Source organism: Duganella hordei (assembly GCF_040369125.1).
Taxonomy (GTDB): Bacteria; Pseudomonadota; Gammaproteobacteria; order Burkholderiales; family Burkholderiaceae_D; genus Rugamonas; species Rugamonas hordei.
Window position 1 is genome coordinate 178,667 of record NZ_BPWI01000009.1, and the last position, 18,420, is coordinate 197,086.

Genomic DNA, 18,420 nt, shown 5'->3' on the forward strand with positions numbered 1-18,420 from the left:
TCGCTGTTCGCTACTTACCCAGCCATCGTCGGCCGTCATCGGATCGGTGTCTTGATCTGTGTCAGGCGTGCGCAATTTTGGGGCCAGCGCGGCGGCGGAGCGGTGAGTCAGACGGCTGCGGCGGACCGGCAGCCGTCCCAGCTGCCGGTCAGCGTGCCGGCGGCGTTGCCGGTGGCGGGGTGTCGGCCGGCGGCGTGCTACCTGCCGCTGGCGGCGTCACATTGCTGTCGGTGGCAGGCGGCGTGGCGGCTGGCGCAGGGGCCGGCGCCGGTGTAACGACTTCAGGAGCTGGCGGCGTATCCACTTCCTTTTTCTGGCATCCGGTGACGGCGGCTGCCGTCAGTATCAATGCGCAGGCAAATTTGGCGGTGACGTGGAGCTGTTTCATGGCTGTTTCCTTGTGGGAGGGATCGAGCCTTATGCTAGCTATTCCTGAGTTTGCGTGCCATCGGCGTGCTTGCAGCGCGCGTGTAGGACTGGTCCGAGGCTCGCGGAATACAAGAGTCCGGATAGAAACTACGTCGCCGCCTGGCCGTGGAAGGCCTTGTTGGCGATCTTCCAGCCCTGTTCGGTTTTCAGCAGCACGAAATAGTCGACAAATTTCATCGCGCCGTGCTCCAGCGTGATGCGGGCGCTGGCGGCGCTGCCGTGCACCTCGATCCAGTCGACGCTGCGCTTGCGGGTTGGCTCGTCGGCAGCCGGCGTGCCTTTGAAACGCTCGCAGTACACGTCCAGCGGCCAGGAGGTGAATACGCCGTCGCGCACTGATTCGATATGCGCGCTCGGCAGGAAGGCCTGGCGCATGAAGGCGGCGTTGTCCTGGGCGTGCCCCTGGAAGTAGTTGTGTACGGGTTCCAGCGCGGCCAGTTGTTCGTCGTTAAAAGTAGTCATGAAGTCTCCAGTTGGAGAGCGCATCCTACGCGACGGCGATCTTGGCGTGCCCACGCCGCGAGCATAGTGGGTATAGGCTGCGGCGCATGATGAAAAGGCTATCTATTTTGGTGCTTCTTCAGCCAGTCGATGGCGCTGGAAAAACCATGGTGCAGCTGACTTGCCAGGCGGTTCCTCAGGTTGCGCCGCATCAACAGCAGATGTGCGCGCTGCACGGTGACGTTGGTGGACTGGTAGCTGTGGCCGGGCGTGCCGTAGCCCAGGTCGATCATCGAAAAATGGCGCCGGTCGCACAGGTCTTCGATCGCCAGGTGCAGCATCGTGGTGCCGACCGATAAATGGTCGAGCGCGCTGTCGTGCAGGATGTTGAACAGGTAGAGCGTGCCGCCGCAACGCAAGCCCAGCATCAGCGCGCAGGCCTGGCCGCCGCAATCGAGCTGATAGCAGAGCAGCATGCCGCGCCGGGCGAAGCCGAGCAGGTCGGCCTCGGTCCACAGCTCGCTGCGGTGCGCGGGCGTGGTCAGCGCGGCCAGCGCGGTGCGCAGCATGTCCAGTTGCCCGGGATGCTCGATGCAGTGGAAGTCGAGCCGGCCCTGGCCGTGATCGCGCAGCTGGCGCTGCTGGCGCTTGAGGTTGTAGCGCCGCTTGGAGCTGAACTGCGACAGGAAGTGTTCGAAGGTGGCCGGCAGCGGTATCTGATGGCAATCGCGCCAGTCGTTAAGCAGGTGCAACTGGTAGCCGCGGGCGAAATCGCCGGTGCCGCTGATGCAGCGCCACAGTGTGCTGTCCTGCGGCAACGCGGTCAGCGACACGGCCTGGTGGCGCGGGTATTCGGCCAGCAGGAAGCGCAGCAGCAGCGCGAACAGCTCGGTCCGCGCCGGCATCAGCGGCGCGCTGCCCAGCAGTACGATGCTGGGTATGGCGACGCGGGCCAGCTGGCGCCGGCCGGCCGCGAAGTTGAAACTGTGCCGGCGCAGCGCGATGGGGATGACGCCGACGATGGCGCCGCCGGCGCGTTCGCGCAGCAGCAGCAGTTCCGGCGGTCCGTCATCGGCGGCGGTGGCCAGCAGGTAGTCGAAAAATTCCGGGCTTTGGTACAGCCGCCCGGGGCTTTCGCTTTCCGCCAGCAGTTCGCGCCAGCGCAGCAGCAGGCCTTGGTCGCCGACCCTGTGGCTGGCCCTTTCGATGTGATAGTTGTCTGCGTCGCTCATCGCAAGACGATCCCACAGGTCGGGCGGTCTGTTGTTGACGCAGGTCCAATCGGCTCAAGTTCGGCGCCAGAGGGTGTCCATCAGCGGCTTGACGCTGAAACCGTGGACCAGTATCGACAGCATGACGACAAACAGCGCGATGCGCGTCAGCTGCTCGGCCAGCGCTGCGGGCAGGCCGGCTTCGACGGCGAACATCAGGTAGAAGATCGAGCCGATGCCGCGCACGCCGAACCAGCCGGTCATGGCGCGCATGCGCATGCTGGTCGCGCTGCCCGCCAGCCCGGCAAACACGCTGAGCGGACGGGCGACCAGGAACAGGAAGGCGGCCGTGCCCACGGCCTGCCAGTCCATTTGGCGCAGCGAGATCATGCCGCCCAACAGCAGCACCAGCGTCAGCTCGGACAGGCGCTCCAGGTGTTCCTTGAACGCCAGCGCTTCGGTGCTGACCACCTGCGGCGCCTCGTGCGTCTCGCTGGCCTGCGCGACTTCGGATTTGGCGGTGTCCGGCTCCATCAGGCCGTGGCGGTCCTTTGGCGCGCCGGCCAGTATCAACTCGGTCTGGCGCAAGGCGACGGCGGCAAAGAACACGGCCAGGAAGCCCGAGGTCTTGCACAGGCTGGCGACGCCGTAGACCACGCCGATCATCCCGAGCCCCACCAGATCGTCCATGATCTCGTGCTTGGGCTCGACGATGCGCAGCTGCCAGCCCAGCCGGGCGACGCCGGCGCCGGCCGCCACGCCGACCAGGATCGCCCCGACGGTGCCCCACAGGACGTCCACCAGCAGCCAGTGCAGGTGATGCCCGCCGGTGTCCAGCACGCCCAGCATGCCGAGACCCAGCAGGACGAAGGGGAAGGCGCTGCCGTCGTTCATGCCGGCCTCGCAGGTCAGCGTGAAGCGTAGCTGGTCCTTGTCGCCCGCGTGGCGCACCTGGACGTCGGTGGCCAGCACCGGATCGGTGGGCGCCAGGATCCCGCCCAGCAGCACCGCCGCGCCGGCGGGAAGCTGCAGCACGTAGTAGCCGAACAGGGCGACCAGCGCCACGGTCAGGGTCATGGAAATCCACGCCAGCCGCAGCGGAGCGTCCCAGCGTTTCAGCTTGAACGGCACCGGCATCTTGATACCGGCCGAGAACAGCGAAATCAACAGCGCGATCTGCGCCATGATTTCAAGCAGGGCGGATTCGTGTTTCGGATCGAAGCCGAAAATATTCAGCAAGGTCGGACCCAGCAGGATGCCGACGCCAAGGTAGACGATGGCTGAAGTAAAGGGCGAACGCGAGATCGTCGTCGCCGCCAGCCCGCGCGCCAGCATCAGGCAGCCGACCAGCAGGAACCATTGATTGGTACTCATGCGGTCTCCTTCGCAATGACGTGCCTTATTCTTTGTCTTATCCCTTAGCGTATGAGGTTTCGACGGCCTTGTCTGTGGGATAGGGCACCCTGGCCGGTTATAATCGATCCATGACCGATGCCCGGAAACCCGCTCCAGAACCCACCTTGTCCGATGTCGCGACGCTGGCCGGCGTATCGCGGGCGATCGCGTCGCGGGCGCTGTCGGCGCAGCCACGGCCGGTATCGGCCGACAAGCGCGAGCGCGTGGTGCGGGCGGCGGAAACGCTGGGCTTCCGTCCCAACCTGCTGGCGCGCGGGCTGGCCAGCAAGACCGTCAACCTGGTCGCCATCCTCGTCAACCACATCCACGACCTGTCGGACCTGGATTTGTTCGACCTGCTGCTGGCGCAGATACAGGCGATCGGCAAGCAGGTCATCTTCATCCGCGTCGGCGCCGGCGAGGACGCGAAGCGCTTCCTGCGCGACGGCGTGGCCTATCATGTCGACGCCGCGCTGGTGTTTTCCGACTTTGCCGACGCCGCCACGGTGCGCAGCATGTTCCGCAATAACGCGGTGCTGATGCTGAACGGGCATCACGACGAGGGCGCGTCGTCGGTGACGATGGACGAGGCGCAGGGCATCGCCGAAGCAGTGGCCGATGCGGCGGGCAAGGGCGTGCGCACGGCGACGCTGCTGACGGGACGCATGATGTCGCTGGTCGAGCAGGCGCGCGTGGCGTCGTACCGGCAAGCCTTGCAGCGGCACGGCATCAAGCTGCTGGACGAGCTGGCGGGGGACTATTCATATGCCAGCGGCCGCGCGCTGGCGCAGCAGATCGATGTGGAAGGCACCGGCGCCGTGTTCTGCACGTCCGATGCGATGGCGATGGGCGTGCTCGATGCGCATCGCCGGCACTTCCCCGAGCACCGGCCGGCGCGCTTCCGCCTGTACGGTTTCGACAATGTCTCGCTGACGCAGTTCGACGCCTATCCGATTTCGTCGATAGGCGCCGACAAAACGGAATACGTCGCGCAGATCGTGCGGATACTGAACCAGCCGGCGGAGCTGGCGCAAAACAGCGCCCATGTGCTGGTCGCCACGCGCTTCGTGCCGCGCCTTACCGGCTAGCGCCTTCCAGAACCGGCGGGGCGGTCTTGGCGCCCCACCATTTCTTGTAGTTGGCCGCGTAGGCGCCGCTCCTGACGTAGTCGGCCACGAAGGCGTTCACAAACTTCAGCAGCTCGGGATCGCCTTTGGCCATCGCGATGCCGATCGGACTGTTCGAGTACAGGCCGGGCAGGGTATCCAGCTGGTCGCCCTTGCTGGCCAGGTAGTCCAGCAGCGACGAATCCTCGATGCCGGCATCGGCGCGTTTTTGCTGCAGCAGCAGCACGCCGTCCGGCGCGAAGTTGTCGGTGTAGACGGGAATGGCGCGCGGCGCGGATTGCTTGAGGAAGGCGTCGCCCGGCGTGCCGCGGCCGATCACCACGCGCTTGCCGTTCAGGTCCGCCAGCGTCTTGATGCCCGCGCTCTTCTGCACGATGACGCGCAGGCCGGCCTGGTTGTAGGGTATCGAGAAGTCCACCACGCGGGCGCGCTGCGGCGTGATCGACACATTGGCCACCACCAGGTCGAGCTGCTTCGACATCAGCATCGAGATGCGGGCGTCGCTGGAGACGTCGGAGAACCGTACCGGCACACCCAGCCTGGCCGCCAGCTGCGTGGCGACATCGACGTCGTAGCCCACAGGCTCGTTCTTGGCATTGCGGAAGCCGACCGGCTCACCGCCCAGCGAGACGCCGATGCGCACATAGCCGCGCGCCTTGATTTCCTCGATGCGGCCGGCCTGGGCGCTGGCCGTGAGCATGGCCAGCGCCGCGACGGCGAACAGTTTATTCAGCATATGCAGTCCTTTCTAGATAGTGCCGGCGACGCGCAGTTCCGGCGCGGCCATCCGTTCGTCCCAGTACCAGTAGCGTATCTCTTCCTCGTTGCGATAGTTGACGACCTTGTGATTCCCCTTGGCGTCGATCGCGTGGATCACCACGCCGGCCAGGAAGCCCGTCTTCAGTTCGGACAGTTCCTCCACCGCCAGCTTGACGGCGTCCTCCAGAGAATAACCCAGCCGCATCGCCAGCACGATGCTGCGCGAAGTCCCGCAGCGCATCGTCATCTCGCCGGTGTGGGTGCAGGCGGCCGCGCCGTAGCGGCTGTCGGCGTAGAAGCCCGCGCCAACGATGGGCGAATCGCCGAGCCGGCCCGGATATTTCCACGCCCAGCCGGAGGTCGACGTGACCACGCCCAGGCCCTCGGCGGCGTCGCGCGCGAGGAAGACGGTGGTGTCGCGCACCCGCTCCGGATCGGTGATCGTGTTGCTGAGCGGGGCCAGCGGAATATCGGGGAAGGCAGCCAGCTGCTCGGGCGACATCTCCTTCTGCAGCCGCTCCCACCATACGCGCTTGCTGTCCGGGTGCAGCGTGTCGTCGACGGCGAAACCGCGTTCGGTGGCGAAGCGGCGGGCGCCGGCACCGGTCAGCATCACGTGCGGCAGGTGCTTCATCACCTCATGCGCCAGCGCGGCGACCGGCAGCGTGGCCGGCACGGCGCCGACCGCGCCGACGTCGCGCGTGGTGCCGTCCATCACGCCGGCGTCGAACTCCATGTCGCCTATCATGTTCGGCCAGCCGCCATAGCCGACGCTGCGCACCTTGGCTTCGCGTTCGACCTTGGCGATACCGGCCACCATGGCGTCTATGCCGGCGCCGCCGCTTTTCAGCAGCTCGACGGTGGTATCGAAGCCGGGCCAGGCCTCGGCGTTTGCAAGCAGCATTCTCATGATTTGCTCATACGTGAAAGGAATTGGGCGATGCGTGGATGCGCCAGGCCGCCATCGGCGGCAAAGAATTGTGCGGTCGGCAGGTCGGCCAGCAGGCGCCCCTGGTCGAGGAAGACGACGCGGTTGGAGATGCTGCGCGCGAATTCGATTTCGTGGGTGACGAATAGCATCGTGGTGCCCGCTGCGGCAAGCTTGGCGAGGATGTCCAGCACTTCGGCCGTCATCTCCGGATCCAGCGCGCTGGTCACCTCGTCCAGCAGCAGGTAGCGCGGCTTCATCGCCAGCGCGCGGCAGATGCCGACGCGCTGGCGCTGGCCGCCGGACAGCTGCGCGGGGAAGGCGTTGGCCCGGTCGGCCAGTCCGACGGAGGCGAGCAAGGCGCGCGCTTCCTCCTCGGCCTGGCGGCGCGGGATTTTCAGCACTTCCACCGGCGCCAGCGCGATGTTCTGCAGCGCCGTCATGTGCGGGTACAGGTTAAACAGCTGGAATACTGTGCCCGAGCAGCGGCGCGCCAGTTGCAGTTGTTTCGGGTCGTCGACGCGATGGCCATCGACGGCGATGCTGCCCCGGTCCAGTTTTTCCAGTCCGTTGATGCAGCGTATCAGCGTGGATTTGCCGGAGCCGCTGGCGCCGAGGATGGACACCACTTCGCCCGGCGCGACGCGCAGGTCTATGCCGTCCAACACGGTGGTGGCGCCGAATTTCTTCCCCACGCCCTCGATCTCGATCATGCTACAAACCCTTCCATTGACTATGAGCGCGCAAGCGCGTCTCGAGGCCCGCGCAGGCCCTGGCGATCAGCTTGGCCATCAGGTAGTACAGCAGCCCGACCACCGTCCAGACGATGAAGGGCTTCAAGGTGCGCAGGTTCAGGATGTGGCCGATCTTGGTCAGGTCCAGCACGCCGACCACCGAGATCAGCGATGTGACCTGGAGCTGGTTGACCAGCAATCCGGTTAGCGGCCCGAGTCCAAACGCGGCGGCCTGCGGCGCGACGACGTGGCGCAGCACCTGCCAGCGGCTCATGCCGAATACCCGCGCCGTTTCCAGCTGTTCGCGGCCGACCGATTCGATGGCCGACACGGCGATCACGTAGATGAAGGCGGCGGTATTGCCGGACAGGGTGATGACGGCCGCCTGCACCGGCGTCAGGTCGGTCTCCAGCAGCACCGGCAGGCCGAAGAAGACCAGGAACAGCTGCACCAGCACCGGCGAATTTTTCAGCAACTCGGCGACGGCGCCGGCCAATGGCGCCAAGAGCGGCGTGCGATAGTAGCGCAGCACGGCCCAGGCCAGGCCGATCAGCAGTCCGATGGCGGTGGTGGCGGCGAACAGCGCGACGGATACGCCCAGCCCTTGCAGCAGCAGCAGGATGTCGTTGGGCGTGAAGTCGGAATAGCGCATCAGCTGCCCAGTGCGCGGTCGCGGTTCAGGCGGCGGTGCAGGGCGCCGGCCGACAGCGAGACCAGATACGTCAGCGTCACGTAGGCCAGCAGCAGCAGGGCGTACACCTCGAACGGCTGGAAGGTGTCGGCGGCGACGATCTTGGCGCTGCCGGTCAGTTCATTGACCGTGATCGCGGACAGGATGGACGACGTCAGTATCAGGTTGACGAACACGGAGCCCAGCGGCCGGACCGAGGTGCGCAGCGCGATCGGCAGCACGATCCGGCGGTAGATCGTCAACCGCGACAAGCCGCTCACCTGGGCCGCTTCCAGCACGCCGGGTTCGATGGCGAGGATGCCGGAGCGGATCGCGTCCGAGGTGAAGGCGCCGCCGGCCAGCGACAGCGCCAGGACGCCGGTGCCGAAGGCATCCAGTTCGATGCCGATTTCGGGCAGGCCGTAGAACAGGAAGAACAGCTGCACGATGAAGGGGACGTTGCGGAAGATGTCGACATAGGCATTTGCCGCGCGGCGGGCCAGCGGCGAGGCGGCGGTGCGCATCAGCGCGGCCACGATGCCCAGTGCGAGGCCGCCGGCCAGGGCCAGCGCGCAGGCGAGCGCGGTCAGGCGCGCGCCTGCCGCCAGGTCGCCGAGGTAGGGTGCCAGAATAGTCGGATCGAACGCCAAACAGGGTGCTCCAGCTAAAAGTGAAACCGGTTTCACTGCAATATGGACGAGTGTCACACAAACCGCCCCGAGTTTCAAGTGGGCGGCGACGATGGAGGTCTAGAGCAGGGCTTCCTTCAGCGCGCTGACGCGTTCGCGGCTGGTCTGGCGGCGGTTGCCGCTGTCGAAGCCGAAGGCCAGCGCCGGCGCGCCGGACACTGGCGACGGCGCCGAACACGAGGCATGCACCTCCTGCAGCGGCAGGCGCGCCCGCAGCTGCCCGATATTCTCGGCGTTGATGCCGGCGCCGGGCATGACGGCGATGCTCCCGGCGGCCGCGTCGAAGCAGCGCCGCAAGCCGTCGATGCCCTGCAGGGCGCTCTTGGCGCCGCCCGAGGTCAGGATGCGCTCGAAGCCGAGGTCTATCGCCAGCCTGGTCGCCTGCGCAATGTCGGGACACAGGTCGATCGCCCGATGCAGCGTTGCCGGCAGGGCATGGTCGCGGGCCCGCCGTATCAGCCGGTCCAGCGTTTGCTGGTCCAGGCGGCCGTCGCGCAGCGACACGCCCAGCACCACTCCCTGCAGGCCGGCCGAAGCGACGGCGTCGATCTCATTGAGCATCAGCTGCACCTCGACGTCGTCGAAGATGAATTCGCCGCCGCGCGGACGTATCATCGCGTAGACCGGCACCGTGCTGGCCGCCGCCACCCGCATCAGCCCCGCCGAAGGGGTCAGGCCGCCGATCTCCAGCGCCGAGCACAGTTCGATCCGGTCGGCGCCGCCGGCGATGGCGGCCGCCAGGCCATCCACATTGTCGACGCAGACTTCCAACATGATTTCAGCCATGTGCACCTCCAAGTTTGCCCAGTCCCAGCCACGCGGCGCCGATCAGTCCCGGCTCGGCGCCCGCCTGTCCCGGCACGATGATGGGGCCATCGGTCTTGCGCAGGATGGCGCCGCGCACCGCGCTGTCGAGCCGCGCGATCAGCGGCGCGCTGTTGGCCAGGCCACCGCCGACCGGCAGCACCGAGGCGCCGATGGTATTGACCAGCATCGCCAGCGGCCCGCACAGCAGGTCGATGAAACAAGCCACCGTGCGCTCCGCGTCGGCCGCGCCGGCCTCCCATGCGGCGATGATCTGACGGCTGTCGAGCGCCGCACCGTGCAGCGTGTGGTGCAGGCGCTCCAGCCCGCGCGCGCCGCCCACCGTGTCGAGGCAGCCGGTCTGGCCGCAGCCGCAGGCGAAGCGCGGAATCGCCACCGGCGGCGTGCCGGCAAAGTGGGCGGCGACCGGGCCGTGGCCCCATTCGCCGGCAAAGCCGCCTGGACCGCCGATCAGCCGGCCCTCGATCACCAGTCCGCCGCCGACGCCGGTGCCCAATATCAGCCCGAAGACGTTGGCGTGGCCACGTCCCGCGCCGGCCTGCGCCTCGGCCAGCGCGAAGCTGTCGGCGTCGTTGGCGATCCAGACCGGCAGTTTGAAGGCGTCCTCAAGATCCGCGGCTAGCGCGCGGCCGTCGATGCAGGGTATATTTGCGCACTTGATGCGGCCGTCGGCGGGATCGATCACTCCCGCGATGGAGATGGCGACGCCGTCAGAGGGGCCGCCGTCGGCGATCAAGGCACCCATGGCCGCGGTGAACGCGGCAAAGTCGTTCGTGGGCGTGGGGACGCGGCGCAAGGGGCCGATGCTGCCGTCCGCAGCCGCGCTGGCGCACTTGATGGCGCTGCCGCCGATATCGAAGCATGTAATTTTCATGATTGGAATGATAGATGAAAAAGCTCCTGTTGTGCCTATGCTGGGCACTCCCGACCTCCGTCCTGGCCGCGCCATGCCTGCCGACCGATGCCCTGGTCGCGCGCGATTCCCAGTATGAAGAAGCGCTGCGGGTCGGCGACGTGCCGTTCCTGCGGGACCTGCTGGCGGACGATTACGTCTGGGTCCACACGCTGGGATCGGAGGTCGAAACCAAGGCCGTCATCCTGGCTCGTTCCGAAAAACCGGCTGTCGTCTACAAGGCCCGCACCACCAGCGACGTCCACGCCCACATCCAGGGCGACACCGTGGTGCTGCGCGGGCTGAGCACCGTCGATCAATGGAACGCAGACGGCAAGACCTTCCGCAGCAACCGCTACCAGTTCATGCGCACTTATGCGAACGACGGTGGCAAGTGCAAGCTGCTGTCGAATCAAACCATGAAAGTATGGTCCAGCGAAAAATGACGGAAACCACGAACACCAGGATCTCCGGCGTCACGCTGGACCGCGCCGGAATGGAAGAGCAGCTGGCGCTGTCGGTGCGCAGCTTCGACAACTGCAGCTTCGACGACGCCGACCTGTCGCGTCTCGACCTGCAAGGCTGCGCCTTCGAGCGCTGCACCTTTGCCGACGCCAACCTGTTCGCCGCCAAGCTGGCGCGTAGCAGCTGGCTGCGCTGCCGCGCCGGCGGCGCGGATTTCGAGTCGGTGGATGCGGTCGATGCGCGCTTCGAGGGCTGCGACCTGAATAACACCAAATGGCGCCGCGCCAAGCTGGCGGCGGTGTCCTACCGAGGCTGCAAGCTGACCGGCGCGTCGTTCGAGGAGGTCGCGCACCTCGGCATCAGCTTCGAGGAAAGCCTGCTGGTGGGCGCCGACCTGCGCGCCATCTCGTTCAAGAAGGCGACGCTGAAGGAGCTGGATTTTTCCGACGCCTACCTGGCCGGATGCGATTTCCGCGAAGCGGTGTTTGAAGGCGGCAGCCTGCGCAATGCCACGTTGAAGCTGGCGAAATTCCAGGGAGCGGATTTGCGGGGCGCGGATATCGAAGGCGTGAAGCTGACCGAGGCCGGCCTGTTCAAGGGCGCGATCATCTCGCACGCGCAGGCGGCCACCTTCCTGCGCGAGCTGGACCTGATCGTTGTCTAGTGGACTGCCGCCGGCAGGACAGCCGGCGGCGAAGATAATTCAGATACTTAGTTCAGTTCCGAGCGCTTGCGGGCGTAGCCGAAGTAGATCGCCAGGCCGATCACCAGCCAGATCACGAAGGCGATCCAGGTGAACGAGCTCAGATAGGTCATCAGCATGACGCAGAAGATCACGGCCAGCGCCGGGATCACCGGCACGCCCGGGCAGCGGAAGGCGCGCTTCAGGTCTGGGCGGGTTTTGCGCAGGATGATCACGGCGATCGACACCAGGCTGAATGCGGCCAGCGTGCCGATGTTGATCAGCTCCGTCAGCACGTTCAGCGGCACCACGGCGGCGATCAGGCCGAACACGATGCCGACCAGCCAGGTGGCGAAGAACGGCGTGTGGAAGCGCGGATGCACCTTCGACAGGCGCTTCGGCAGCAGGCCGTCGCGCGACATGGCGAAGATGATGCGGGTCTGGCCGTAGGCCATCACCAGGATCACGGTGGTCATGCCCAGGATCGCGCCCAGGTCGACGAAGCCGGCGAACCAGTTCTCGCCCGCGTGCTGCAGCGCCAGCGACACCGGATGGTCGATGCCGAGGAATTGCTGGTACGGCACGATGCCGGTCATGATGGCCGACACCACCACGTACAGGATGGTGCAGGCGGCCAGCGAACCGATGATGCCGATCGGCAGATCGCGCTCGGGGCGTTTCACTTCCTCGGCGGCCGAGGTCACGGCGTCGAAGCCGATGAAGGCGAAGAACACCAGCGCGGCGGCGCTCAGCATGCCGTTGTAGCCGAACGGCAGGAACGGCTGCCAGTTGGCCGGCTGCACGTGACGCGCGCCGACCACGATGAACAGCAGCACCACGCCGACCTTGATCGCCACCATGACGTTGTTCAGGCGGGCCGATTCACGCACGCCCCAGCTCAGCATCGCGGTCAGCACCAGCATGATGCACAGCGCCGGCAGGTTGATCAGCGTGTGCACGCCGGGCAGCGCGCCGGGAGCGGCCGTCAAGGCGACCGGAAGATGGATGCCGAAGCCGGCGATCAGCGACTGGAAGTAGCCGGACCAGCCGACCGATACCGCCGACGTGGCCAGGCCGTATTCGAGCAGCAGGTCCCAGCCTATCATCCAGGCGGCCAGTTCGCCGAGGGTGGCGTAAGTGTAGGTGTAGATGGAGCCGGCCACCGGGATGGTGGAAGCGAATTCCGCGTAGCACAGCGCGGCAAAGCCGCAGGCGATGGCGGCGACGATGAACGACAGCGTCAGCGCGGGGCCGGCGGTGACGGCGCCGGTGCCGGTCAGGACGAAGATGCCGGTGCCGACGATGGCGCCGATACCCATCAGGATCAGGTCGAAGGGACCGAGTACTTTTGCCAGGCCGCCGGGTTTGCGGCTGTTGGCGATCATGTCGTCAAGGTTCTTTGTTCTAAAGATGCTCAAAATGGCTCCAATTTTATTGTGTTTATCTCTGTTCCCAAGACGGCCTCATGAGCCGTTTCAGGCAACGGCAAATAATACAGGAAGTTGGCGCTTGTGCCGAGGTTGTTGTTATATGGGCAAGCCAAATCCGCGAATCGGCGGCCAGCATGTTGCTGTTTGGTGCGATACTTGCTGTATCGACTGTTGATTGGGTTTCCCTGATGAAAATTGTGATTGCGCCCGACTCGTTCAAGGAGAGCCTGACCGCGATGGAGGTGGCCAATGAAATCGAGGCCGGCTTCCGCGAGTTCTTCCCGGACGCCGAGTATCGCAAGCTGCCGGTGGCCGACGGCGGCGAAGGCACGGTGCAGGCGATGATAGACGCCAGCGGCGGGCGCCGCATCGAGCTGCAGGTCGCCGGCCCGCTGGGCGCGCCGGTCGCCGCGTTCTACGGCATGATGGGGGATGGGAAAACAGCGGTGATCGAAATGGCCGCCGCCAGCGGACTGGAACTGCTGGCGCCCGCGCAGCGCGATCCGCTACGCACCACCAGCTACGGCACCGGCGAGTTGATACGCCATGCGCTCGACGCCGGCGCGCGGCGCTTCGTGCTGGGCGTGGGCGGCAGCGCCACCAACGACGGCGGCGCCGGCATGCTGCAGGCGCTGGGCGTGCGCATGCTCGATGCCGGCGGCGCCGAGCTGTGCGCCGGCGGCGGCGCCTTGCGCGCGCTGGCCCGGATCGATGCCGCCGGTCTCGATGCGCGCATCGCCGAGGCGCAATTCGACGTCGCCTGCGACGTCAGCAACCCGCTGGTCGGCCCGCAGGGAGCCTCGCATATCTTCGGCCCGCAAAAAGGCGCCGATGTCGCCACGGTCCTGCAACTGGACGACAACCTGCGCCACTACGCCGCCATCGTCGCCCGCGACCTGGGGCGGCAGCTGGCCGAGGTGGCCGATGTGCCGGGCTCCGGCGCCGGCGGCGGCATCGCGGCGGCGATGCTGGTGTTCCTCGGCGGCCGGCTGCGTCCCGGCAGCGAGATCGTGACGGCGGCGGTCGGGCTGGATGCGGCCGTGGCAGACGCCGACCTGGTGATCACCGGCGAAGGCCGCATCGACAGCCAGTCCATCCACGGCAAGACGCCGATCGGCGTGGCGCGCGTGGCGCAGCGGCACGGCAAGCCGGTGATCGGCATCGCCGGCTGTCTGGCGCCGGGCGCCGGCGTGGTGCACCAGCACGGCATTGACGCCGTGTTCGCGGCGGTCGCTCGCCCGTGCAGCGTCGAGCAGGCGCTGGCCGAGGCGGCGCAGAACGTGCGCAGCGCCGCGCGCAACGTGGCGGCGGTGCTCAGCCTGGGCGCCAGGTTGTAGATGAAGCCAGCCGCCCGACGCCCGCTGCCGTCGATCCGGACGCAGATCTACACTTTGGTGTGGGCCTGCGCGCTGCCGGCCGTTGTCGGCTTTGCGCTGTTGGCAAATAACTTCTTCGAGCGCGAACGCGCGCAGATCCAGCATGAGGCGCTGATCACCGCGCGCGCCCTGATGCGGGTGGTCGACCGCGACCTGAACACCGGCATCTCCCTGGCGTTGGCCTTGAGCCACTCGCCCAGCCTGGACCGGGGCGACCTGGCCGCGTTCCACCGCCAGGCCACGCGGGCACTGGGTCCCGAATTCCCCGGCTTTAATTTCGTGCTGAGCGACCGCGACTCGGTCCAGCTGCTCAACACCGTGCGGCCGTTCGGCGGATCGATGGCCGATCCGGGCAGCCTCGAACGCATCCGCAAGGTGTTCGATACCGGGCGGACGGTGGTGTCGGATGTGTTTATCGGCGGCGCGCTGAAACGACCGCTGGTGGCGGTGCACGTGCCGGTGATCCGCGACGGCAAGGTGATCTACTGTATCTCGGTGGGCTTCGTGCCGGAGCGCCTGGGCAAGGTGTTGATGGAACAGGGATTGTCGAAGGGACGGGTGGCCGGCATTTTCGATACGCAGGGCGTGACTGTGGCGCGCACACTCGAACCTGAAAAATACATCGGCAAACCTGGCTCGCCCTCGCTGCTGGCGCAGATGGGGCGCAGCGGCGACGCGGTGATCGAATCGACCACCCACGAGGGGACGCCGGTGTATTCGATGATCAGCCATTCGACGGCCACCGGATGGGCGGTGGTGATCGCCGTCCCGCGCAGCACGGTGCTGGCGGAGATGCTGAAATCGATCAGGTGGATCAGCCTGTTGGTGGCGGGGCTGCTGGCGATGGGCGTCGCGATGGCCTGGTACTTTGCGCGCCGCATCGGCGATTCGGTCAGCATGCTGTCGCTGGCGGCGACCGCGCTGGGGCGCGGCGGCGCCGTCTCCGGGCGCGGGCGCGCGCGGCCGACCTTCCTCGAGGCCGACGATGCCCTGCAGACGCTGCACGCGGTGGAGACGGAACTGCAGCAGTACCGCGACCGCCTGGAAAGCGTGATCGAGGAACGCACGCTGCAACTGCAATCGGCCCGGCGCGAGGCGATCGACAAGGAGCTGCGCACGCGCACCGTGATGGAAAACGTCGGCGACGGCATCATCACCATCAACGCCAGTGGCGTGATCGAATCGTTCAACCGCGCCGCCTCGGGCATTTTCGGCTATACGACGGAGGAGGCGGTCGGCTCCAACATCGTGCGGCTGATGCCGGAGCGGATGCGGGGCGCGCATGACGCGGGCATGAAGCGCTACCTTGGCGGCGGCGCGCCGACGGTGGTAGGCAAGAACAATGTCGAGCTGGAGGGACTGCGCAAGAACGGCACCACCTTCGCGCTGCAGCTGTCGATACGGGCGCTGCATGTCGAAGGCCAGCCGCTGTTCGTCGGCATCGTGCGCGACGTCACGGAGCAGAAGCGCGCCGAAACGGAACTGCGGCAGGCGATGGAGCAGGTGCAGATCGCCAGCGCCGCCAAGGATATCTTCGTGGCCAATATGAGCCACGAACTGCGCACGCCGATGAACGCCGTGCTGGGCATGGCGCATTTGCTCAGCACCACCGGGCTGTCGCAGGAGCAGGCACGGTACCTGGAGATGATACGGGCTTCCGGGCAGTCGCTGCTGGGGATACTGAACGATATTCTGGACTACTCCAAGATGACCGCCGGGAAGATCGAAATCCATCCGGCGAGCTTCCATCTGGACGAGGTGCTGCATTCGCTGGCCAGCATCATGAGCGTCAGCGTCGGCGAAAAGAACCTGGAGCTGTGCATCGGCGTGGAGCTGGACGTGCCGCGCATGCTGGTGGGCGACGCGCTGCGCCTGCAGCAGATACTGGTCAACCTGACCGGCAACGCCATCAAGTTCACCGCGCAGGGCGAGGTGTCGGTGCTGGTGGAGCGCGCGGACGGCGACGGCCCGCTGCTGATGCTGCGCTTTACCGTGCGCGACACCGGCATCGGCATGAGCGGGGAACAGCTGGCGCGTTTGTTCTCGCCGTTCACGCAGGGCGACCTGTCGACCACACGGCGCTTCGGCGGCACCGGGCTGGGACTGACGATCTCCAAGGGCCTGATCGAGCTGCTGGGCGGGACCATCGCCGTGCACAGCGTGGTCGGGGAGGGCAGCACGTTTGCGTTTACGCTGCCGATGAACCCTTCCGGCGAGGCGGCGGCGGAGACCGGCAAGCAGGCCGGCCGTCTGCACCTGCTGGTGGTGGACGACAACCCGACCAGCTGCTCCTTCCTCGGCAAGACCATCATGGGCTGGAACTGGACCTGCGATGTCGTGGCCTCGGGCGAGGAAGCGCTGGAGCTGCTGGATGGCGGACGGACTTACGATGCGGCGCTGGTGGACTGGCAGATGCCCGGCATGGACGGTCCGGCCGCCATGAGCGCGATCCAGCGGCAGATGCCGGGCGTGCCGGTGATCTGCATGGTCAACGCGTTCGGGCGCAACAAGCTGGTAGAGGAAGCCGCGTCGAACAGCGCGTCGGCATTCCTGACCAAGCCGGTGACATCGTCCACACTGTTCGACGCGATGCAGACGGCGCTGGCGCATCGCCCGGTTGGCGCGGTGGACGGCGATCCGGTGGCGGCACCGGCGTTTGCGGGCCTGCGCGTGCTGCTGGTGGAGGACAACCTGATCAACCAGCATGTGGCGCGCGGCATCCTTGAACACGCCGGCGCCGTGGTGACGGTGGCGGACAACGGCGAGGCCGCGCTTGCGCGCCTGCGCGAGAGCAGCGGCTACGACATGGTGTTGATGGACGTGCAGATGCCGGTCATGGACGGCTTTGCGGCGACGCGCGCGATTCGCACCGAACTGGCGCTGGCCTTGCCGGTGATCGCGATGACGGCCGGCGTGATGGAGTCCGAGCGCGAGCAGTGCATCGCAGCCGGCATGGACGATTTCATCGGCAAGCCGATCGACGTCGAGCAGATGTTCGCCGTCATGAAAAAGCACCTGCCCGCAGGCGCGGCCTAAAAGAAGGTATTGACGGCGTGGCGCACGCCGTAGTCGTCGTCCACCGCCAGGATCAGCGGCCACTTGTCGAAGGTGGTGCAGGGGTGCGAAATGCCGCAGCCTATCAGGTCGCCGACCTCCAGTTCCGCGCCGATGGCATGGCCCTCCGGCAGCCGCAGATAGGCGTGTTGGTCGTTCATTTTCTCGATGCGGCAGCCGTCCGGCAATGCCGCGGGCCTGGCCGCCGCCGTGCCCGGACGGTGCGACAGCAGGGCGCGCGGCAGGTCCATGTCGTAGGAGGCGTCGCGCTTGCCCATGCCCAGTATCGCCAGCGTCGGCTCGGGACGCGACAGCACCATGCTCCACACTTCCAGCGCCGGCCGCAGGCCCTGGTCCTGCGCCGTGCCTTCGCGCTCGTTGAGCTGGGCGATCATGCCGTTATAGAAGCCGTGGTCGCTGGTCAGGTAGCAGCCGCTGCGCAGCACCGGCAGCACCGTGCGCGACAAGCCCTTGACCTGCGCGAAGCCTGCGGCGACCAGGTCGAAGTAGGCGGAGCCGCCCGCCGATAGCAGGATCTGGTCGCGCGTGAACAGCTGCTCGGCGTCGGCCTGGCGCAGCAGCTCGGACAATTGACCGACAAAGCCGCCGACGGCCTCGCGGTCCTGCTCCGCGTCGTGGCTGTGCAGCAGGCCCTCGTAGCCCTCCATGCCGGCCAGTTCGAGGCAGGGCGCGGCGGCGACCTCGCGCGCCAGCGCCAGGGCCTGGTCCGTGCTCCGGCAGCCGGCGCGTTTGCCGGCCAGGCCAAGCTCCACCAGCAGCGGCAAGGGCCGCTGCATGCCCAGCTTTTTCGCCGCCTGCGACAGGCGCGCCACGCCGGCGCTGGAATCGACCAGCGCGTAGAACTCGAACGATGGATCGCGCTGCATCAGCGTCAGCATGGCGTGGATGTCGGCCGGCGCCACCAGCTGGTTGGCCATCAGCACGCGCCGCACGCCGAAGCGGTAGGCAACCTGCACTTGCGCGGCGGTGGCCAGCGTCATGCCCCAGGCGCCGTTGGACAGCTGGGCGTCGAACAGCTGGGGGCTCATCGTGGTCTTGCCGTGCGGCGCCAGTTGCGCGCCGTACTGCGCGCAGAAGCGCCGCATCCATTGCAGGTTGTGCTCCAGCGCCGGGATCTTCAGCAGCGCCACCGGAAAGCCGGTCTCCGCCCGCAGCACGTTCCAGTGCTGGGCTGCGATGTCCGCCTGGCGCAGCGGCATGGTGATCGGCAGTCCCTTGACGCCGGGCTGCAGCAGCTGCTGTTCAAGCTTGGTGATGGAGGCTGGGGCGGTGCGGTTCAAGTGTGGTCCCGT

The 18,420-nt window shown here is 66.9% G+C and carries 18 protein-coding genes; 5 read left to right on the plus strand and 13 right to left on the minus strand.

The genetic code is table 11. The annotated features are described in order from the left end of the window. Positions 1 to 148: 148 nt before the first annotated feature. The 4 genes from ABWW33_RS20960 to ABWW33_RS20975 all read right to left on the minus strand — a co-directional run bounded on the left by ABWW33_RS20960 (position 149) and on the right by ABWW33_RS20975 (position 3,455). Entirely contained in the window at positions 149 to 388 is a 240-nt protein-coding gene (locus tag ABWW33_RS20960) for a hypothetical protein (protein ID WP_353403576.1), read from the minus strand. Between the two features lie 128 nt (positions 389 to 516). Then, positions 517 to 891: a nuclear transport factor 2 family protein gene (locus ABWW33_RS20965; RefSeq protein ID WP_353403577.1), complete on the minus strand. Its 375-nt coding sequence runs from the start codon at positions 889 to 891 to the stop codon at positions 517 to 519. Between the two features lie 98 nt (positions 892 to 989). Beyond that, positions 990 to 2,102, minus strand: coding sequence for a GNAT family N-acetyltransferase (locus tag ABWW33_RS20970; RefSeq protein ID WP_353403578.1), 1,113 nt, complete (start codon positions 2,100 to 2,102; stop codon positions 990 to 992). A gap of 54 nt (positions 2,103 to 2,156) precedes the next feature. Further along, complete coding sequence (locus tag ABWW33_RS20975) at positions 2,157 to 3,455, minus strand: cation:proton antiporter (protein ID WP_353403579.1); 1,299 nt, start codon at positions 3,453 to 3,455, stop codon at positions 2,157 to 2,159. A gap of 110 nt (positions 3,456 to 3,565) precedes the next feature. Between ABWW33_RS20975 and ABWW33_RS20980 the strand changes: the two genes are divergently transcribed. After that, on the plus strand, positions 3,566 to 4,564 hold the full coding sequence (locus ABWW33_RS20980) for a LacI family DNA-binding transcriptional regulator (protein ID WP_353403580.1): 999 nt from the start codon (positions 3,566 to 3,568) through the stop codon (positions 4,562 to 4,564). On the opposite strand, the gene ABWW33_RS20985 is transcribed toward ABWW33_RS20980, so the two are convergent. The 7 genes from ABWW33_RS20985 to ABWW33_RS21015 form a co-directional block, all read right to left on the minus strand. After that, positions 4,554 to 5,339: a transporter substrate-binding domain-containing protein gene (locus tag ABWW33_RS20985; RefSeq protein ID WP_353403581.1), complete on the minus strand. Its 786-nt coding sequence runs from the start codon at positions 5,337 to 5,339 to the stop codon at positions 4,554 to 4,556. The two genes, ABWW33_RS20980 and ABWW33_RS20985, sit on opposite strands and share 11 nt — an antisense overlap. Positions 5,340 to 5,351: 12 nt before the next feature. Then, on the minus strand, positions 5,352 to 6,272 hold the full coding sequence (locus ABWW33_RS20990; protein WP_353403582.1) for an isoaspartyl peptidase/L-asparaginase: 921 nt from the start codon (positions 6,270 to 6,272) through the stop codon (positions 5,352 to 5,354). Further along, complete coding sequence (locus ABWW33_RS20995; protein ID WP_353403583.1) at positions 6,269 to 7,003, minus strand: amino acid ABC transporter ATP-binding protein; 735 nt, start codon at positions 7,001 to 7,003, stop codon at positions 6,269 to 6,271. Before ABWW33_RS20995 ends, ABWW33_RS20990 begins: the two co-directional genes overlap by 4 nt. A gap of 1 nt (position 7,004) precedes the next feature. Next, on the minus strand, positions 7,005 to 7,676 hold the full coding sequence (locus tag ABWW33_RS21000) for an amino acid ABC transporter permease (protein ID WP_176650984.1): 672 nt from the start codon (positions 7,674 to 7,676) through the stop codon (positions 7,005 to 7,007). Then, positions 7,676 to 8,344, minus strand: a complete 669-nt coding sequence (locus tag ABWW33_RS21005) for an amino acid ABC transporter permease (protein WP_176650983.1) — start codon at positions 8,342 to 8,344, stop codon at positions 7,676 to 7,678. Before ABWW33_RS21005 ends, ABWW33_RS21000 begins: the two co-directional genes overlap by 1 nt. Before the next feature lie 99 nt (positions 8,345 to 8,443). Continuing rightward, positions 8,444 to 9,169: a copper homeostasis protein CutC gene (locus ABWW33_RS21010; protein WP_353403584.1), complete on the minus strand. Its 726-nt coding sequence runs from the start codon at positions 9,167 to 9,169 to the stop codon at positions 8,444 to 8,446. Further along, a complete protein-coding gene (locus tag ABWW33_RS21015; RefSeq protein ID WP_353403585.1) occupies positions 9,162 to 10,082 on the minus strand; it encodes an ROK family protein in 921 nt (306 codons plus the stop codon). The genes ABWW33_RS21010 and ABWW33_RS21015 overlap by 8 nt, the downstream gene beginning before the upstream one ends. A 14-nt stretch (positions 10,083 to 10,096) precedes the next feature. Between ABWW33_RS21015 and ABWW33_RS21020 the strand changes: the two genes are divergently transcribed. Continuing rightward, entirely contained in the window at positions 10,097 to 10,546 is a 450-nt protein-coding gene (locus tag ABWW33_RS21020; protein WP_353403587.1) for a nuclear transport factor 2 family protein, read from the plus strand. After that, positions 10,543 to 11,229, plus strand: a complete 687-nt coding sequence (locus ABWW33_RS21025) for a pentapeptide repeat-containing protein (protein ID WP_353403588.1) — start codon at positions 10,543 to 10,545, stop codon at positions 11,227 to 11,229. Before ABWW33_RS21020 ends, ABWW33_RS21025 begins: the two co-directional genes overlap by 4 nt. A 47-nt stretch (positions 11,230 to 11,276) precedes the next feature. On the opposite strand, the gene bcaP is transcribed toward ABWW33_RS21025, so the two are convergent. Then, positions 11,277 to 12,665, minus strand: a complete 1,389-nt coding sequence (bcaP, locus tag ABWW33_RS21030; RefSeq protein ID WP_353403589.1) for a branched-chain amino acid transporter BcaP — start codon at positions 12,663 to 12,665, stop codon at positions 11,277 to 11,279. A 200-nt stretch (positions 12,666 to 12,865) separates the two neighbouring features. Here bcaP and ABWW33_RS21035 point away from each other — a divergent pair, with 200 nt between their 5' ends. Continuing rightward, entirely contained in the window at positions 12,866 to 14,014 is a 1,149-nt protein-coding gene (locus ABWW33_RS21035) for a glycerate kinase (protein WP_353403590.1), read from the plus strand. Then, positions 14,015 to 17,089: a response regulator gene (locus ABWW33_RS21040; RefSeq protein WP_353403591.1), complete on the plus strand. Its 3,075-nt coding sequence runs from the start codon at positions 14,015 to 14,017 to the stop codon at positions 17,087 to 17,089. Here ABWW33_RS21040 and ABWW33_RS21045 read toward each other — a convergent pair. Further along, entirely contained in the window at positions 17,086 to 18,408 is a 1,323-nt protein-coding gene (locus ABWW33_RS21045; protein ID WP_353403593.1) for an amino acid deaminase, read from the minus strand. The genes ABWW33_RS21040 and ABWW33_RS21045 overlap by 4 nt on opposite strands. Positions 18,409 to 18,420 lie beyond the last annotated feature (12 nt).

Excerpts from the sequence above, each read along its gene's own strand:
- ABWW33_RS20985 (WP_353403581.1), bottom strand. The coding sequence starts at position 5,339 with ATGCTGAATAAACTGTTCGCCGTCGCGGCGCTGGCCATGCTCACGGCC.
- ABWW33_RS21015 (WP_353403585.1), bottom strand. The coding sequence starts at position 10,082 with ATGAAAATTACATGCTTCGATATCGGCGGCAGCGCCATCAAGTGCGCC.
- ABWW33_RS21020 (WP_353403587.1), top strand. The coding sequence starts at position 10,097 with ATGAAAAAGCTCCTGTTGTGCCTATGCTGGGCACTCCCGACCTCCGTC.
- ABWW33_RS20965 (WP_353403577.1), bottom strand. The coding sequence starts at position 891 with ATGACTACTTTTAACGACGAACAACTGGCCGCGCTGGAACCCGTACAC.
- ABWW33_RS21010 (WP_353403584.1), bottom strand. The coding sequence starts at position 9,169 with ATGGCTGAAATCATGTTGGAAGTCTGCGTCGACAATGTGGATGGCCTG.
- ABWW33_RS20970 (WP_353403578.1), bottom strand. The coding sequence starts at position 2,102 with ATGAGCGACGCAGACAACTATCACATCGAAAGGGCCAGCCACAGGGTC.
- ABWW33_RS21040 (WP_353403591.1), top strand. The coding sequence starts at position 14,015 with ATGAAGCCAGCCGCCCGACGCCCGCTGCCGTCGATCCGGACGCAGATC.
- ABWW33_RS20980 (WP_353403580.1), top strand. The coding sequence starts at position 3,566 with ATGACCGATGCCCGGAAACCCGCTCCAGAACCCACCTTGTCCGATGTC.
- ABWW33_RS20990 (WP_353403582.1), bottom strand. The coding sequence starts at position 6,272 with ATGAGAATGCTGCTTGCAAACGCCGAGGCCTGGCCCGGCTTCGATACC.
- ABWW33_RS20995 (WP_353403583.1), bottom strand. The coding sequence starts at position 7,003 with ATGATCGAGATCGAGGGCGTGGGGAAGAAATTCGGCGCCACCACCGTG.
- ABWW33_RS21025 (WP_353403588.1), top strand. The coding sequence starts at position 10,543 with ATGACGGAAACCACGAACACCAGGATCTCCGGCGTCACGCTGGACCGC.
- ABWW33_RS21035 (WP_353403590.1), top strand. The coding sequence starts at position 12,866 with ATGAAAATTGTGATTGCGCCCGACTCGTTCAAGGAGAGCCTGACCGCG.
- ABWW33_RS20975 (WP_353403579.1), bottom strand. The coding sequence starts at position 3,455 with ATGAGTACCAATCAATGGTTCCTGCTGGTCGGCTGCCTGATGCTGGCG.
- ABWW33_RS20960 (WP_353403576.1), bottom strand. The coding sequence starts at position 388 with ATGAAACAGCTCCACGTCACCGCCAAATTTGCCTGCGCATTGATACTG.
- ABWW33_RS21000 (WP_176650984.1), bottom strand. The coding sequence starts at position 7,676 with ATGCGCTATTCCGACTTCACGCCCAACGACATCCTGCTGCTGCTGCAA.